At 66.3% G+C, this 15892-nt stretch carries 13 protein-coding genes; all 13 read right to left on the reverse strand.

Features of this window, described 5'->3' with window-relative positions; all coding sequences use genetic code 11:
* Positions 1-81 precede the first annotated feature (81 nt).
* The 13 genes from NFI08_RS01315 to ccmA all read right to left on the reverse strand — a co-directional run bounded on the left by NFI08_RS01315 (position 82) and on the right by ccmA (position 15813).
* The gene (locus NFI08_RS01315; RefSeq protein ID WP_349586659.1) at positions 82-354 is read right to left on the reverse strand and encodes a YheU family protein; all 273 of its coding nucleotides are present in this window, start codon (positions 352-354) and stop codon (positions 82-84) included.
* Entirely contained in the window at positions 351-2393 is a 2043-nt protein-coding gene (gene ligA, locus NFI08_RS01320) for an NAD-dependent DNA ligase LigA (protein WP_349586662.1), read from the reverse strand. The genes NFI08_RS01315 and ligA overlap by 4 nt, the downstream gene beginning before the upstream one ends.
* 192 nt (positions 2394-2585) lie before the next feature.
* On the reverse strand, positions 2586-4583 hold the full coding sequence (zipA, locus tag NFI08_RS01325) for a cell division protein ZipA (protein ID WP_349586665.1): 1998 nt from the start codon (positions 4581-4583) through the stop codon (positions 2586-2588).
* 225 nt (positions 4584-4808) lie between these two features.
* Positions 4809-8306, reverse strand: coding sequence for a chromosome segregation protein SMC (smc, locus tag NFI08_RS01330; protein ID WP_108449934.1), 3498 nt, complete (start codon positions 8304-8306; stop codon positions 4809-4811).
* Between the two features lie 3 nt (positions 8307-8309).
* Complete coding sequence (ccmI, locus tag NFI08_RS01335; protein ID WP_045991110.1) at positions 8310-9530, reverse strand: c-type cytochrome biogenesis protein CcmI; 1221 nt, start codon at positions 9528-9530, stop codon at positions 8310-8312.
* Positions 9527-10156 (reverse strand): cytochrome c-type biogenesis protein, encoded by a 630-nt coding sequence (locus tag NFI08_RS01340; protein ID WP_345840326.1) that lies wholly within the window; start codon positions 10154-10156, stop codon positions 9527-9529. Before NFI08_RS01340 ends, ccmI begins: the two co-directional genes overlap by 4 nt.
* Positions 10147-10695 carry a DsbE family thiol:disulfide interchange protein gene (locus tag NFI08_RS01345; protein ID WP_045991111.1) on the reverse strand — a complete coding sequence of 183 codons (549 nt, stop codon included), beginning with the start codon at positions 10693-10695 and terminating at the stop codon, positions 10147-10149. The genes NFI08_RS01340 and NFI08_RS01345 overlap by 10 nt, the downstream gene beginning before the upstream one ends.
* A 61-nt stretch (positions 10696-10756) precedes the next feature.
* Complete coding sequence (locus tag NFI08_RS01350) at positions 10757-12757, reverse strand: heme lyase CcmF/NrfE family subunit (protein ID WP_108449933.1); 2001 nt, start codon at positions 12755-12757, stop codon at positions 10757-10759.
* 222 nt (positions 12758-12979) lie between these two features.
* The gene (gene ccmE, locus NFI08_RS01355; RefSeq protein ID WP_045991113.1) at positions 12980-13450 is read right to left on the reverse strand and encodes a cytochrome c maturation protein CcmE; all 471 of its coding nucleotides are present in this window, start codon (positions 13448-13450) and stop codon (positions 12980-12982) included.
* 1 nt (position 13451) lies between these two features.
* Complete coding sequence (gene ccmD / locus NFI08_RS01360; protein ID WP_240184305.1) at positions 13452-13652, reverse strand: heme exporter protein CcmD; 201 nt, start codon at positions 13650-13652, stop codon at positions 13452-13454.
* Positions 13649-14389: a heme ABC transporter permease gene (locus tag NFI08_RS01365; RefSeq protein ID WP_045991114.1), complete on the reverse strand. Its 741-nt coding sequence runs from the start codon at positions 14387-14389 to the stop codon at positions 13649-13651. The genes ccmD and NFI08_RS01365 overlap by 4 nt, the downstream gene beginning before the upstream one ends.
* Before the next feature lie 51 nt (positions 14390-14440).
* Positions 14441-15175, reverse strand: a complete 735-nt coding sequence (gene ccmB / locus NFI08_RS01370) for a heme exporter protein CcmB (protein ID WP_108449932.1) — start codon at positions 15173-15175, stop codon at positions 14441-14443.
* The gene (ccmA, locus tag NFI08_RS01375; protein ID WP_108449931.1) at positions 15172-15813 is read right to left on the reverse strand and encodes a cytochrome c biogenesis heme-transporting ATPase CcmA; all 642 of its coding nucleotides are present in this window, start codon (positions 15811-15813) and stop codon (positions 15172-15174) included. Before ccmA ends, ccmB begins: the two co-directional genes overlap by 4 nt.
* Between the last annotated feature and the right edge of the window lie 79 nt (positions 15814-15892).

Here is a 15892-nt window from a genome sequence, read left to right on the forward strand (position 1 = left end):
GCCGACGGCCCGCCTTGAAGGCGGCCCGTCGTCTTTTTCACCCGCCGCAGCAAGCGTCTGGTGGCCGGGGGCATCGGCAGATCAGATGTCTCCTTCTTCCTCGTCATCTGCGATGTCTCTGCCAAAGGATCGCCACTGGGCCAGGGTCAGCACCTCGGTGCTCTCGGTCTCCAGATCGTGGGCGATGATCAGCTCCGAGCGCTCGAGCTGGCCCTTGAGCTCCTTGACCCAGCCATTCATGCCCTCTCCGGTGTCGGTGGTGTCGTAGCCCTGACGGGTGACGAAGCTTTCCAGCAGGGCGTCCAGCGTCTCCCCGGGCAATATGCGATAGGGTACTTCGACGAAACGGCTCATGCTTGCTCCTCCGAACTCTCGGATTCCCACTCGTTAAGGCGCGCGAGGAAGGTCGCCTCGTCGATCACCTCGACCCCCGCCTGCTCGGCCTTGGCCAGTTTACTGCCAGCACCGGGGCCGGCCACCAGGCAATGGGTCTTCTTCGACACGCTGCCGGCCACCTTGGCGCCCAGCGCCTGCAGGCGCGCCTTGCCCTCGTCCCTTGTCATGGTCTCCAGAGTACCGGTGAGCACCCAGGTCTGGCCTTCCAATGGCGTGGGGCGCTCGCCGACGTCGACCTCGTCCCAGTGCACCCCGGCGGCGATCAACGCCTCCAGCGTTTCGAGGTTGTGCGCCTGGTGGAAGAAGGTGGCGATATGGGCGGCCACCACCGGACCCACGTCGTCCACCACCTCCAGCGTCTCACGGTCGGCCTGCTTGAGGGCATCGAGGTTGCCGAAGTGGCTCGCCAGGTTGGCCGCGGTGGCCTCGCCGACCTCGCGGATACCCAGGGCGTAGATAAAGCGTGCCAGGGTGGTGGCCTTGGCCCTTTCCAGCGCCTCGACCAGATTGCTGGCCGACTTCTCGGCCATGCGCGGCAATTCTGCCAGCCGCTCGGCGGACAGGCTGAACAGGTCCGCCGGGGTCTTGACCCAGTCACGCTCGACCAGGGCATCGATCAGCTTGACGCCGAGGCCGTCGATGTCCATCGCCCGGCGCGAGGCGAAGTGCTTGAGCGCCTCCTTGCGCTGGGCGGCGCATACCAGCCCGCCGGAGCAGCGTGCCACCACCTCGCCCTCGATCCGCTCTATCTCGGACTCGCACACCGGGCAGCGCTCGGGGAAGACGATATCCTGACCTTCGCCTGCCGCCTCGACCACCCTGACCACCTGGGGGATCACGTCGCCGGCGCGGCGAATGGCGACCCGGTCGCCGATGCGCACGCCAAGCCTCGCGATCTCGTCGGCGTTGTGCAGGGTGGCGTTGGACACCGTCACCCCGGCCACGCTGACCGGATCGAGCCGTGCCACCGGGGTGATCGCCCCAGTGCGCCCCACCTGAAATTCCACGTCGGTGAGGGTCGTGGTCTGCTCTTGGGCCGGGAACTTGAAGGCGATGGCCCAGCGCGGCGCGCGCGAAACGAAGCCCAGCTCGCGCTGCAGGCGTAGCTCGTCGACCTTGATCACCACCCCGTCGATATCGACGTCCAGGCGCTCACGACGCTCCCCCAGGCGGCGGCAGTAGTCGATCACACCGTCCGCCCCCTTGACCACTTCGAGCTCGCGACTGACCGGCAGGCCGACCTCGGCCACCCGCTGCATCAGTTCGCTATGGGTGCTCGCGCCTCCATCGGGCTCAAGGCGCGCTACCTGGTAGCCACGGAATTCGAGTGGCCGCGTGGCGGTCACCCTGGGGTCGAGCTGGCGCAGGCTGCCGGCGGCGGCATTGCGAGGATTGGCGAAGACCTTGCTGCCCTGCTCACGGGCACGCTCGTTCATCGCCTCGAACTCCTGGTGACGCATGATGACCTCGCCGCGCACCTCCATCAGCGTCGGCGGCGTCTCACCCCGAAGGCGCAGCGGAATGGACTTCAGCGTCTTCAGATTGGACAGGATGCCCTCGCCGGTACGGCCGTCGCCACGTGTGGCACCGCTGACCAGCACACCGTCTTGGTAGACCAGCGAGACCGCGGCGCCGTCGAACTTGGGCTCACAGCTGAACGACAGTGCGTCGGTGTCCAGTTCCATACGCTCGGCCACCCGCTTGACGAAGGCTCGTATCTCATCGTCATCGAAGGCGTTGTCCAGCGACAGCATGGGCAGCGCGTGGGTCACCTCGGGGAAGCCGTCGGCGGGCTTGGCACCGACCCGCTGGGTCGGCGAGTCGGGGCTCGCAAGCTCGGGATGGGCCTGTTCGAGCTCCGTCAGCCGACGCAGCAGCCGGTCGTACTCGGCGTCGGGCAGGCGCGGGTCGTCGAGCACGTGATAGCGGTAGTTGGCGTCATCGAGTTCGGTGCGAAGCCGCGCGACCTCGTCACGGGTCGAAGCATCGGTGGTCATGTAAACCCTTGTCCTGGCGAAGTGCGAAGTGCTGATGATCAGCCATTCTACCCCATGCCCGCCGGGAGAAAACCGCCAGACCTCACCGCCCCCGACAGGCAAGCCCGGTCCGCCCCATCAAGACACAGAAGGCAAACGCAGACGGCCCCGTGTCTCCACGGGGCCGTCGCGTACCAGGCAGCGCCTGCGCGGTCAGTTCACCTGATAACGATGCAGGCGGTGGCGGCGCTCGAACTCCTGCACCCGCTGGCGGGCAAACTCCACGGTCTGGGCGGTCATCACGCTGTGATTCTCGTCCTTCAGCTCACCCCCCATATGGCGCACGATCACCATCGCGGTCTCGACCATGGCCTCGAAGGCCGCCGAGCTGTCCTTGGCGCTGGGCAGCGGCATCAGCAGGGTGATGCCAGGTGTGGTGAAGTCGTCCATGGCTTCGATCGGGAAGGTCCCGGGCTTGAGCACGTTGACCATGGAGAACTGCAGGGCGCTGCCCTCATCCTCGGTCTCGAAGCGATGGAAGATGCCCATGTCTCGGCTGTAGCGCAAACCGCAGGCCATCATCAGCTCCAGCAGGGTCGTGCCAGGGAAGCCGTCCTCGTCACGGGACATCACGCTGATGACGATGATTTCCTCGGCATTGCTCAGGCTGTCACGGGCATGCTCGGCGTTGACGTCGTGGCGCAGGGCCTTCTCGAGCACCGGATGGGTGCGCACCCTGGAGTCTTCGACATTGGCGTCCGCTGCTTCGTTAAATGCGGCTTCGTCATACGCGGCTTCGTCGTACGTGGCATCGTCGAACGAGGCTCCGTCTTCCATCGACGAGGCGCCACGCTGATCGGCAGCGGCCTGCCTGGCAAGCAAGGCTTCCTGACGGCGGCGCTCGGCCTCCTGAGCGGCCTGCTCCTGACGCAGCCCTTCTTCCTGCTGCCGCTGACGCTGCTGTTCGGCCTGATGCTGTGCCTGTTCGGCCTGCCGGCGAGCTTCTTCCTCGGCCTTGAGCTTGGCTTGTTCGGCCTTCTGCTCGGCCTTGAGTCGTGCCTTCTCGGCTCTTTCCTTCTCACGCTTCTCGCGTTCGATACGCTTCTGTTCCCGGCGTTCTCCCAGCGACTTCTGCAGCGAAGCGCCAAAACGATGCACGGAGGAACCCATGCGACGAGAGCGATCCTTCAACGAATCTCCCATCCCCTCGAAGTCCACCAGACGATACTGATCCTCGTCGAATTCCTCGTGGTCCTGTGGGTCCGCCGCCAGAGACGGCATGGCAGCGTCGCCGGGCTCGCTGGCGACGTCATCGTCGCGACGCGCGCTCAAGCTGGGCTCGCGGCGCCCATCACCCGCGTCGGCGACATCGTCACGCACCGCGTGTTCGTCCTGGGCAGTCTTGCCGGTGGAGGCGTCAGCGTCCACCGGAGCGTCCATCGTCGTCTCGCTGGTGGCCCGTGGCTCCTCGCGGCTGTCGGCCGCCATGGGCTCGTCGGTCAGGGAGGACTGCTCGGCCACTTCTTCAGCGTTTTCAGCGTTCGGGGCCTGCGCGGGCGCTTGATCGACCCGCACCGACGGCTCTGCCTGTGCTGGAGTCGGTTCTGCCTCGGCGGGCGCTTGTTCTGCACCCTCTTCTACACCCTCTGCCTGGGTGGGCTGCTCGGCCCGGGCTGCAGGTGCCGGCTGACTGGCTCGCGGGGCAACGGTGTCCGCCGGCCGGTCATTGGTCGACGATCCATCGGCGCGCTGGCTGTCCCCAGCCTCCTGAGCGCGACTGGCCTGACTGGAGCGGAATTCGGACAACACCCGGGATGGCCCGGGGTGCTCCTGGCGCTGCAGCTTGGGCTTGGGCTGAACATTGGAGAAGTCCGCAGGCCTGACGACCCTGGCCCCTCCATTGGGCAGCTCCCAGTTGATTTCTTCCTGGCGCGCACGCTCCTCGGGGTCGTCCTCTACCGAGGCCACCTCCCGACGCTCTGGCGCGCTGGGTCCGGGGCTCGCCGCCATGGAGGGTTCCTGATCATGGCGACTGCCATGACCACTGCCATAGCCGCTTTCGTAGCTACCGTAGCCACTATCGAGGACGTCTCCCTGCACCTCATCAAGGCGGGGAGTGCGACGTTGGCGCTGGAGGCGACGCGCCCCATCGATAACGATGAGGGTCACCAGTGCCAGCCCCAGAATGATCAGCCACTCTCTTAGTTCCATGGGTCGTCATGCCTTTGCTAAGGCGCCATGCCTGATGGTTGTCCGTCAACAGCATAGCGTGATTGCGAAAAAAAGGGCCACTTTTTTTATTTGTCAAGCGCCGGATTTTCTCCGGTCTTCTCGACAGTGCCCTTCGCATTCGCCCTTCCAACTCCCTTTGCTTACCTTGCCATGCAGTATCATGGTCTTACTTGGTAACCCTATTATAACCACCTTTCAAGTGCATCATGCTTCTGCCAGCGCGGCCGCCTCGTCCACGCCCACCGAGACCAGTCGCGAGACGCCAGGTTCCTGCATCGTCACACCCATCAGTCGTTCACCGGCCTCCATGGCGATCTTGTTATGGGTGATATAGATGAACTGAACGCTCTCGGACATTTCCTTCACCAGCTTGGCATAGCGCCCGACATTGGCATCGTCCAGGGGCGCATCCACCTCGTCGAGCATACAGAACGGCGCCGGGTTCAACTGAAAGATGGCGAATACCATGGACAACGCCGTCAGTGCTTTTTCTCCCCCGGACAGCAAATGAATCGTGCTGTTCTTCTTGCCCGGAGGTCGCGCCATGATGGCCACCCCGGTTTCCAGCAAATCATCGCCTGTCAGGGTCAACCATGCGGTTCCACCACCGAAGACTCGCGGGAAAAGCGACTGCAGGCCGGCATTGACCCGCTCAAAGGTATCGCGGAATCGCATCCGCGTCTCCTGATCAATACGTCGGATCGCCTTGTCCAGGGTTTCGAGGGCCTCGTTCAGCTCGGCCTGCTGCGCTTCGAGATAGTCACGCCGCTCGGCCTGCTGCTCGTACTCCTCGATGGCGGCCAGGTTGATCGCCCCCAGCCGGCGAATCTTCTCGCCCAGCTCCTCCAGCCGGGTCTGCCAGGCGGACTCGGTGGCATTGGGGTCCAGCCCTTGTGTCAGAGCCTCGGCATCGTGGCCAAGTTCCCTGAGCTGCTCATCCTGGGTCTCGGCCTTCAACGCCAATGCCTGAACCTGCATACGCGCCTCCTGCAGACGCTCGCGCACGCCATCGAGATTTCGCTCGTGGCTCTGCCGCGCCTGCTCGTCGTCGCGCAGGCGCTCGACCAGCGCCGCCGCCCGTGCCCGCGACTCATTGAGCTGGCGCTCCTCCTGCTCGCGCCGGTGCAACAGCTCATCGAGACGCTCGCGGCGTTCCTCATCCGGCTCATGCAGCCCCTCACGCGCTTCCTCGAGTTCGGCCACCCGCTCCTCCAGGCGTGAGCGGGTATCCCCCGCGCGCCCCTGCTGCTCGGCCAGGCCAGCACGCTCGGTGGTCAACCGCTGGTGCTCCAGGGTGAGCTGCTGGGAGCGCTCGCTCAGCGGACGCTGGCGGGTACGCAGCGAGGCCAGCCGTTCGCGCGCCTGGGTGCGCTCGCGCTCGAGACGCTCGCGTACCTCAGCGCCCTCTTCCAGCCGAGCCATGGCGCTCTGCCACTGCTCGCGCATTTCCTCGATGGCCAGCCGCGCTTCCTCGTCGGCTTCGGCCAGGCCCTCGAGCTCCTCGTGGATCTCGGCGCCGCGACTGGACAGATGCTCAAGCCGGCTGGCCAGACCATTGTCCTGGACCGCCAGTTGCTGACGCGCCTGATCCAGCTCACGCTCCGACAGCCGCAGTTGCTCGAGCCCCTGCTCGGCCTGATCGACCAGCGCCTGGGCACCTTCGCGGGCCTGCTCGACGGACACCAGCCGCTGTTCCTGCTCTGCCAGGGCGGCACTTGCCTCGTCCAGCCGGGCACGGCTCACCAGCAACGCATCCGGCCCATCTCCCTCGCCCCGCTGGCGCGCCCAACCAGGGCCTAGCCACAGGCCGTCGGCGGTCACCAGGCTGGCCCCCGCCTCGAGCCGATCCTGTGCCTGCCAGGCCTCGTCACGGGAGGCCGCACAGCGAATGCCGGCGAGCCACTGCGCGGCCGCACCGGCGCCCTTGACCCTCGCCGCCAGGCTGTCGCCGGCAGCGTCGACGCTGGCCTCTGAATCGAGCAGTGCCAGTTCGGCGGCAAGCGGCGAGGCCATCACCTCACGACAGTGACTCGACGACGCCATGCGGGCCCTGAGCCAGGGACCCAGCACCCAGGACACCGTCTCCTCCCAGCCGGGCTCGACATTCAGGCATTCGCCCAGGCGTGGCGCCTCGGCAAGGCCATGCTCGGCCAGGTGCCGGTCCAGGCTTTCGTCGTGGTCGGCCAGGGCCGCCTCGATCAGCGCCTCCAGCGAGGCGATCTCGCCACCCAGGGCGCTGTGACGGGAGAGCGCCTGCTCGCGCGCGCGGTCATGTTCGACAACCTCGCGACGGTTGGCATCTCGCTGCTCGATCAGCCGTTCACGACGCTCCTCGAGCTCCTCGGCGCGGGCCTCGTGCTCGGCCAGCTGACTCTTCACTTCTTCGCGCTGGGCGCTGAGGCCGGCCAGGTCCGGCAATTCATCGAGCTGCTGACGGCGCTTGGCACGGTCGGCGGCGATGCGCTCGAGCCGAGCTTCCAGCTCACGCAGGCGGTCCTGGGTGCGTTCGGCCTCGTGGCTGTCGCTGCGCCAGCGTTCGTTGAAGGCCTCCCATTCGGCGTCGGCCTCCTCCACCGCGGGCTCGGCCTCCTCCAGCGCCGCTTCCAGCTCGGCCAGTTGCTCTGCCAGTTCTTCCTGCTCGGGGCCCAGGGTCTCCAGGCGATCCTCGAGGGCCAGCAGGCGCTGACTGTCGTCCTCGCCGAGACGATCGAGCTCCTCGAGCTCGCGGCGGGCACTCTCGAGATCCCGCGCCAGCTGCTGATCGCGGGAGCGGGTGTGTTCGAGCTCCTGCTCGAGGCGGGCGATGGCAGTGGTGGTCTCGTAAAAGCGTGCCTGGCGCTGGTCGAGCTCAGAGGCCAGGCCATCGTGCTCGGCGCGGGCCTCTTCCAGCCGGGTCTCGCACTGGCGCATGCCGAGCACCTCGCGCTCCACCGCGGTCTCTAGCTCGCGCACCCGGGTGTCCTGCTCGGTCTGGGCGGCACGCAAGGCGCGTCCGCGCAACAACGCAAGCTCCCCCTTGACCCGGTGCTCTTCTTCTTTCAACGACTGGTAGCGTCTGGCCGCCTCGGCCTGACGCTTGAGCCGCTCGAGCTGCTTGTCCAGCTCCTCACGGATATCGTCGAGCCGGTCCAGGTTCTCCTGGGTGCGACGCATGCGATTTTCGGTCTCGCGACGGCGCTCCTTGTACTTGGAGATACCGGCGGCCTCTTCCAGGGTGGCGCGCAGCTCTTCGGGACGCGCCTCGATCAGCCGCGAGATCATGCCCTGGCCGATGATGGCGTAGGAGCGCGGCCCCAGGCCGGTGCCCAGGAACAGGTCGGCGATGTCGCGTCGGCGACACTTCTGGCCGTTGAAGAAGTAGCTGGACTGGGCGTCCCGGGTGACCTGACGCTTGACCGAGATCTCGGCGTACTGGGCGTAGACCCCGCCCATGGTGCCGTCGCGGTTGTCGAAGGTCAGCTCGATGGAGGCCATGCCCACCGGCTTGCGCCCGGTGGAGCCGTTGAAGATGACGTCGGTCATCGACTCGCCACGCAGGGTCTTGGCCGAGGATTCGCCCATGACCCAGCGTACGGCGTCGATGATGTTCGACTTGCCGCAGCCGTTGGGACCGACGATGGCGGTCATGTTGCCGTCAAAGGGCACCGTGACCGGATCGACGAAGGACTTGAACCCGGCCAGCCGGATCGACGTCAGACGCATGGACTATTCAATCACTCGATCGATGATAAGCGCGACAGGATCCATGTCCGGGCCGCCTACTGCAACCCCTTGTCGTTCACCCATGAGATCGCCGGCCTGGGGCTGGGCCTGGCCGCTGGACGATACCCGCGCCAGCAGACGCACCTCATCGACCTGCGCGAGGCTTGCCATGGGCGACATGGCATCGCTGGCGTCAAGGGTCAGGCTGGCCGGCAGGTCGGCCAGGGTCAGGCGCTCGATGGCCAGCGGCGGCAGCTTGCCTTCGCTGTCCCGTGCCACCACGAACACCGTGGTCTCCGGCGCCAGACGCCCGACCAGTTCGTCGGCCAGCGACAGGCTGACCAGCACATTGCGCTCGCTCGCCGCAGGGGCCAGGCGTTGCTCGGCCTGGGCGACGCCCTGGCGCATGGCCTCGGACAACGGCGAGTCGTCTGCCGTCGACAGACCGCGCCGCCAGAAGCCCAGGGCGCCCTGGTAGTCGTCCTGCTGGAAGGCCTCGACCCCCAGAAACCACATGGCCGAGGGCAGATTCGGCGCCTCGCGACTGGCCTCCCGGGACAGCGCCAGAATGCGATCGTCGAGCCGCCCTTCGTTGATGAAGTACTGCATCTTGGCCAACTCGCCGATCCACCAGGGTGAACGCCCCTCCAGCGCAAGCACACGCTCGATGGCATCGCTGGCCTCGGCGTAGGCGCCGCTGTCGCGGTAAAGCGGATACAGCGTCTGCCACACGCGAGGGTTGTCGGGTTGGCTCTCGGCCTGCTGCTCGAGGCGCTGGATCATCAGCGCGAGGCTCGCCTCGGGGTCGTTGCGTACCTCTTCGATGGCCTGATACAGCACCAGGTCGCCCTCGGCGCCCTCCCAGCGGTACCACACCACGCTGACCACCACCACCGCCACCAGCACCAGCGGCACCGCCAGCTTGCCCGCAGCGGCAGACTTCAGCGGTGAGCGCTTGAGCCGCTCGGTGTCTTCGAGCAGGCTGCGCTGGAGTTCACTGAGATCCTCGTCGAAGCGTGCCGCGTCGATGTCTCCCCGAGACTTGGCCGCTTCCAGCGACGCCACCCGACGACGATAGACCGCCACGTTCTGGGCGGCGGCGTCATCGCTGTCCTCCAGCGCACGTTGCAGGCGTTCCACCTTCGCCGCACGGCGCAGGGGCAGGATCAGCAGCCAGGCCGCGAGCAGCAGCAGAACGGCAAAGGCCAGCCATAACAGGGTCATGCGGATCCCTCTCTATCGATCAGGTCGTCCAGGCGCGCCTGCTCCTCGGCGGATAGCCTGCGTACCTGGGTGCGTCGCCGTGAGCGGATGATCAGCCACAGCACCAGGGCGCCGATGACGACCAGCGCGCCGGGCAGCCCCCACAGCAGCAGGGTGCGCCCCTCGAGACGCGGATTGTAGAGGACATAGTCGCCGAAGCGCTGGACCATGAAGTCGATGATCTCCTTGTCCGAGCGGCCGTCCTGAAGCTGGGCGTAGACCCGCTCGCGCATGTCGGCGGCGATCGGCGAGTTGGAGTCGCCGATCGCCTGGTTCTCGCACTTGGGGCAGCGCAGGGTGGCGGTCAGCTCCTGATAGCGCTTTTCGGTCACCGGGTTGTCGAAGCCGCGTACCTCGATGGCTTCCGCCCGAGCGTCGAGCGCAGCGACAAGCATCAACAGCGCCAGCACCATGCCCGCCAGCCAGCCAAGGCCCGAGCCAGGCAGGTTACGTGCACGGGCGCTGCGGTCGTCGCCGCTAGCGCGGGTGCGGGCGCTAGAGCTGATAGCGCGGGTGCGGGCGCTGGAGCTGATAGCGCGGGTGCGGGCGCTGATAGCGCTCGAGCAGCACAGATCGATCAACGCCATTTTTCCACCTCCGGCAAGATGATCTTCTCCACATCGTCGGCGGTGATATAGCCGGTGTGGTGGTAGCGAATGATCCCCTCGGCGTCTACCAGGAAGGTCTCGGGAGCGCCGTAGACGCCGAGATCGAAGCCGAGGGTACCCTCGGGATCGAAGATATTGAACTCGAAGGGATTGCCGAACTGGGTCAGGAAGGCGCGTCCCCTGGCCCTGCGCTCACCGTCGCTGGCACCTTCTTCCTTGTAGTCGACCCCGACCAGGCGTACCCCGCGCTCGGCCAGATCCAGAAGCTGCGGCATCTCCTGACGACAGGTCGGACACCAGCTGCCCCAGACATTGACCAGGGAAAGCTCGCCGGACAGCGCGTCCTGGCTCACCTTGCGCTCGGGTTCCTCGAGGGTCGACAGCTCGAAGTCGGGGAACTCCCTGGCCATCAACGCGGATTCCCGTTCAAAGGGGTTGATCGACAGCCCCTGATAGAGAAAGATCCCGAGCGCCAGAAACAGCACCAGCGGCAACAGCAATAGAAGTCGACGTTTCATGCACGGGTCTCCCTGGCCGTGACGACAATGACAGGAGCGAAGGCCAGCGGCTGACGATCTTTCATGATGCACTGGCCTCCCTGGCCGTCACGACAGGTTCGGGCTCACGTACGCTCAAGCGGCGACGGTAGCGCCTGTCGGCGACGGCGATGATGCCACCGGCGGCCATCAGCAGTGCGCCCAGCCACAGCCAGCGCACGAAGGGCTTGATCTGCACCCTGAGCGCCCAGCTGCCGTCGTCGAGCTCCTCGCCCATGGCCACGTAGAGGTCGTGGAACAGGCCAGGCCGCAGCGCCACCTGGGTCATCGGCATGCCGCGCGCGATGTACAGGCGCTTCTCCGGGTGCATCTCGAAGCTTGCGCTGGCGCCCTCTCGGGTCACCTCGATGGTGGCCGCGTCGGAGACATAGTTCGGCCCACGACGCTCGTCCAGCGCCGTCATGTGAAAGCCGATTCCGTTGACCTCGACGCGGTCACCGACATTCATGCGCACGTTGCGCTCCACCGAATAGTTGGACACCAGGGCGACCCCGATGATGGTCACGGCAAGCCCCAGATGGCCGAGCACCATGCCCCAGTAGGCAGGCGTCAGGCGCTTGAGGGCGCCAAGGCGCGAGCCGGCTCGGGAGGTCTTGCCCCACAGGTCACGCACCAGCGACAGCACCAGCCACAGCGCCGCGACCAGGCCCAGCGACGCCTTCAGGTTCCACTGCCCGGTGTAGACCAGCGGCGCCGCCACGCCGATGACCAGAGCGCCGAGACCGGCGAACCACAGGCGGGTCAGCAGCTCGCGCCCGGCCATGCGCTTCCAGCGGGCGCTGGGGCCAAGCCCCATGAACACGCAAAGCAATACGGTCAGGGGCACGAACAGGGCGTTGAAGTAGGGAGGCCCCACGCTGATCTTGCCCAGGTTCAGCGCGTCGAGCAGCAGCGGATAGACGGTCCCGAGCAGCACCGTCACCGTCATCACCACCAGCAGGATGTTGTTGACCAGCAACAGGGCATCGCGGGATACCCAGTTGAAGCCTCCGGGCTGGCTGACCCGTGGCGCGCGCAGGGCGAAGATCAACAGTGACAGGCCCACGGTGATGCCCAGCAGCACCAGAATGAACAGGCCCCGCGAAGGATCATTGGCGAAGGCGTGCACCGAGGTCAGCACCCCTGAGCGCACCAGGAAGGTGCCCATCAGCGACAGCGAGAAGGTGGTGATCGCCAGCAGCACCGTCCAGCTCTTGAAGGTGCCGCGCTTTTCGGTCACCGCCAGGGAGTGGATCAGCGCGGTGCCGGCGAGCCAGGGCAGCAGCGAGGCGTTCTCCACCGGGTCCCAGAACCACCAGCCGCCCCAGCCCAGTTCGTAGTAGGCCCACCAGCTACCGAGCGCGATGCCGACGGTGAGAAAGGCCCAGGCGATATTGGTCCAGGGGCGCACCCAACGGGTCCAGGCGCTATCCAGGCGTCCGCCCAGCAGCGCAGCGATGGCAAAGGCGAAGACCACGCTGAAGCCCACGTAACCCATGTACAGCATCGGCGGATGGATGATCAGACCGACGTCCTGCAGCAGCGGATTGAGGTCGGCGCCGTCGGCGGGGATATTCGGCAGCGAACGCTCGAAGGGGTTGGAAGTGATCAGCACAAAGGCCAGAAAGCCCACGCTGACCAGCCCCATCACGCCGAGCACGCGCGCCACCATGTCCGGTGGCAGCCCCCGGGAGAAGCAGCCCACGGCGAAGGTCCAGACTCCGAGGATCAGGCTCCACAGCAGCACCGAGCCTTCGTGGTTGCCCCACACCGCGCTGAACTTGTAGTACCAGGGCAATAGCGAGTTGGCGTTGTTGGCGACGTTGACCACGCTGAAGTCGTCGAGCATGTAGCTCGCCGTCAGACAGCCGTAGGCGATCAACAGAAAGGCCAGCTGGCCCGCCGCCATCGGCCGCGCGTAGGCCATCCACAGCGGGCGCCGAGTGGCAGCCCCGGCCAGCGGCAGCACCGCCTGCACGCAGGCCATCAGCAGCGCCACGATCAGCGCGTAGTGTCCGATTTCCGGAATCATCTTGATCAGCATGGATTCACCTTGGCCCGCCTTCCGTCCGCGTCAGTCCACTGGCGCCTGGCTCTGCGACTGAATCGCGTGGGCCCATGGGCCCGGAACGCCTGCGTTATGGTCGATTGACCCTGTCCCCTTCTGGCTCGAAGAAACGCCTTCGGCCCTGCCCCCCTCGGGCAAACAAGGCCCCGCACCACGGAGCCCTGTTGTCGGGATACCTTTTTTGTCGATGCACGCAGCCTACTGCGACGTGCCTGGGCCCGCCTGCTTGTAGTCTGCCGGCGAATAGCCGGCGTCTTCCAATGCCTCGGCGACCTCGGGCGGCATATAGTTCTCGTCGTGCTTGGCCAGCACCTTGTCGGCCGCGATATAGCCGTCGCCGGTCAGTTCGCCGACCACCACCACGCCCTGCCCCTCGCGAAACAGGTCCGGCAGGATGCCGCTGTAGCGCACCTCGACATCGTCGACGTAGTCGGTGACCACGAAGCTGACGTCCAGGCTGTCACTGTCACGATGGACGCTGCCTTCCTTGACCATCCCGCCGGCACGTAGCTGCCGGTCCACGGGGGCTTCTCCGGCGGCAATCTGCACCGGGCTGAAGAACAGGTTGATGTTGGAGCGCAGGGCGTACAGCGTCAGTCCCACCGCCACCGCACACAGCGCCACCAGTCCAAGCACCAGCAGCATCTTATTTCGGCGTTTAGCCCTCATCTTAATCCTCCGAGGGGGAACTTGCGACCGCGGCGTCACGCCTCAGCCGGCGGCGCAAGGTGCGCCGAACACCGCGGCTTTCACCGCGAACCAGAATCACGCTCAACAGCAGAAAGCCCAGGGTCGCACCCCAGGCGGTCCACACATAGGGGCCGTGGCTGCCCATGCTGACCAGCTCGGCCAGCGATTCGAAAGCCATCATGGACGCTCCTCGAACAGCTCTTTCACCCAGCGCTTGTGGCCTTCACGGCGCAGGATCTCGGTACGGGTGCGGGTCAGGGTGAAGGCCGCGAAGAAGGCGTAGAATCCCAGCACCATGATCAACAGCGGCATCCACATCTCGACCGGCATCGCCGGGCGTTCGGTGATGGTGAAGCTGGCGGGCTGGTGCAAGGTGTTCCACCACTCCACCGAGTACTTGATGATGGGTATGTTGATCACCCCCACCATGGCCAGCACCGACGCCGCCTTGGCGCCGCTCTGGGGGCGGGCGAAGGCGCGCCGGATCAGCATCACGCCAAGATACAGAAACAGCAGGATCAGCATCGAGGTAAGGCGGGCGTCCCACTGCCACCAGGTGCCCCAGGTAGGCTTGCCCCAGACCGACCCCGACAGCAAGGCGATGGCGGTCATGGCGGCGCCCAGCGGCGCCATCATCGCTGCCGCCATGTCGGCGATCTTGATCTTCCAGACCATGAACACGAAGCCGGAGGCGGCCAGCGCCATGAAGATCGACTGGGCCAGGAAGGCCGCAGGCACGTGCACGTAGATGATGCGAAAGCTGTTGCCCTGCTGGTAGTCCGCCGGAGCGAAGGCCAGCCCCCAGACGCTGCCGACCAGGATCAGCGCCAGCGCCAGCGCCCAGCACCAGGGAGAGAGACGCGCGGCTATGCCGTAGAACCAGCGCGGCGATCCCAGCTTGTGAAAGAAGGCCCACATGAGCGTTGTACCTCGATCAACCTTGAATTCGTGATGGCCACGACGGCCCGATCAACCATGGATACTGATGCGCAGCGACGCGGCAATGGCCACAGGAGCCGCCATCAGCGCTACCGACAACAGCGCGCCGATCACCGCCAGGTGCCCAAGCCATTCCCCGCCGCCCAGCGCCGCGCCCATGGCGCCGGTGCCGAAGATCAGCACCGGCATGAAAAGTGGCAACACCAGAAGCGACAGCAGCATGCCACCACGCGCCAGCCCCACCGTCAGCCCTGCGCCGATGGCACCGATCAGGCTGATGCAGCCACTTCCCAGTGCCAGGGTCGCGCTCAGCGCCAGGTAGCTGCCCTGGGGCAATGCCAGCAGCACCCCCAGCAAGGGGGCCATCAACGCCAGCGGTAGCCCGGTGGTCAACCAGTGCACGGCGACCTTGGCCAGCACCAGCAACGACAGCGGGTGCGGTGCAAGCAACAGTTGCTCAAGGGTGCCGTCCTCGAAGTCGCCACGAAACAAGCCGTCCAGCGACAGCAGTGCCGACAGCAAGGCGGCCACCCACAACACGCCAGGGGCGATCAGCGCCAGGCGTTCGGGTTCCGGCGAGATCCCCAGTGGAAACAGGGTGATCACCATGGCGAAGAACACCAGCGGGGTCAGGGCGTCACCCGGTCGACGGGCGACCGCCGTCAAGTCACGGCGGAAGGTGGCAGCCATCGCGCGACCAAGGCCATCACCGGCCTCTCTGACCGGCTCGGCGGCTTCGATCGACCCAGACGTCGGCGTGTTCATGAAGCCACCTGTCGGTGTCCGTCCAGGGTCAGCCGGCGCACGCCAGGCACATTGGACAGCGGATGGTGGGTGGTGACCAGCACCGCGCCGCCGCTGGCGGCATGGTTGGCCAGGCGGCGCTCCAGGGCGGCCACGCCGGCCACATCGATCGCGGTAAAAGGTTCGTCCAGCACCCACAGGGCACGGCGACTCGACACCAGACGAGCCAGGGTCACCCGGCGCTTCTGGCCGGCCGATAGCTGGGCGGTGGGGACGTCCTCGAAGCCGGCCAGGCCGACTTCGGCCAGGGCCGCCTCGAGCTCGGCATCGGGGCGCCCCTCGCCCCCCAGCGCCTGATACCAACGCAGGTTTTCCAGGGCACTCAGGTTGGCCTTGATACCCGGGGCATGGCCCAGATACAGCAGGTTGGCCAGCAGGTCGGCGCGGGCGCGGGGCAGCGCCCGCCCCTGCCAGCGCACCTCTCCATCGACGTCGGCGATCTGGCCGCACAGGATCTTCAACAGCGTGGTCTTGCCACTGCCGTTGGGTCCCTCGACTCGGAGCACTTCCCCCGCCTTGAGGACAACATCCAATCCTCGAAACAACCAGCGGCCATCGCGCTCACAGGCCAGTTGTCGGGCTTCAAGACACAGACGCAAAGGGCACTCCACAACCAGGGACGGGGCAGCAAATCACGCACAGACTTTACACCGATTGCACTACCCGAACCAGACAGCC

Source organism: Halomonas sp. EF61, assembly GCF_040147045.1.
In the GTDB taxonomy this organism is placed as follows: domain Bacteria; phylum Pseudomonadota; class Gammaproteobacteria; order Pseudomonadales; family Halomonadaceae; genus Halomonas; species Halomonas litopenaei.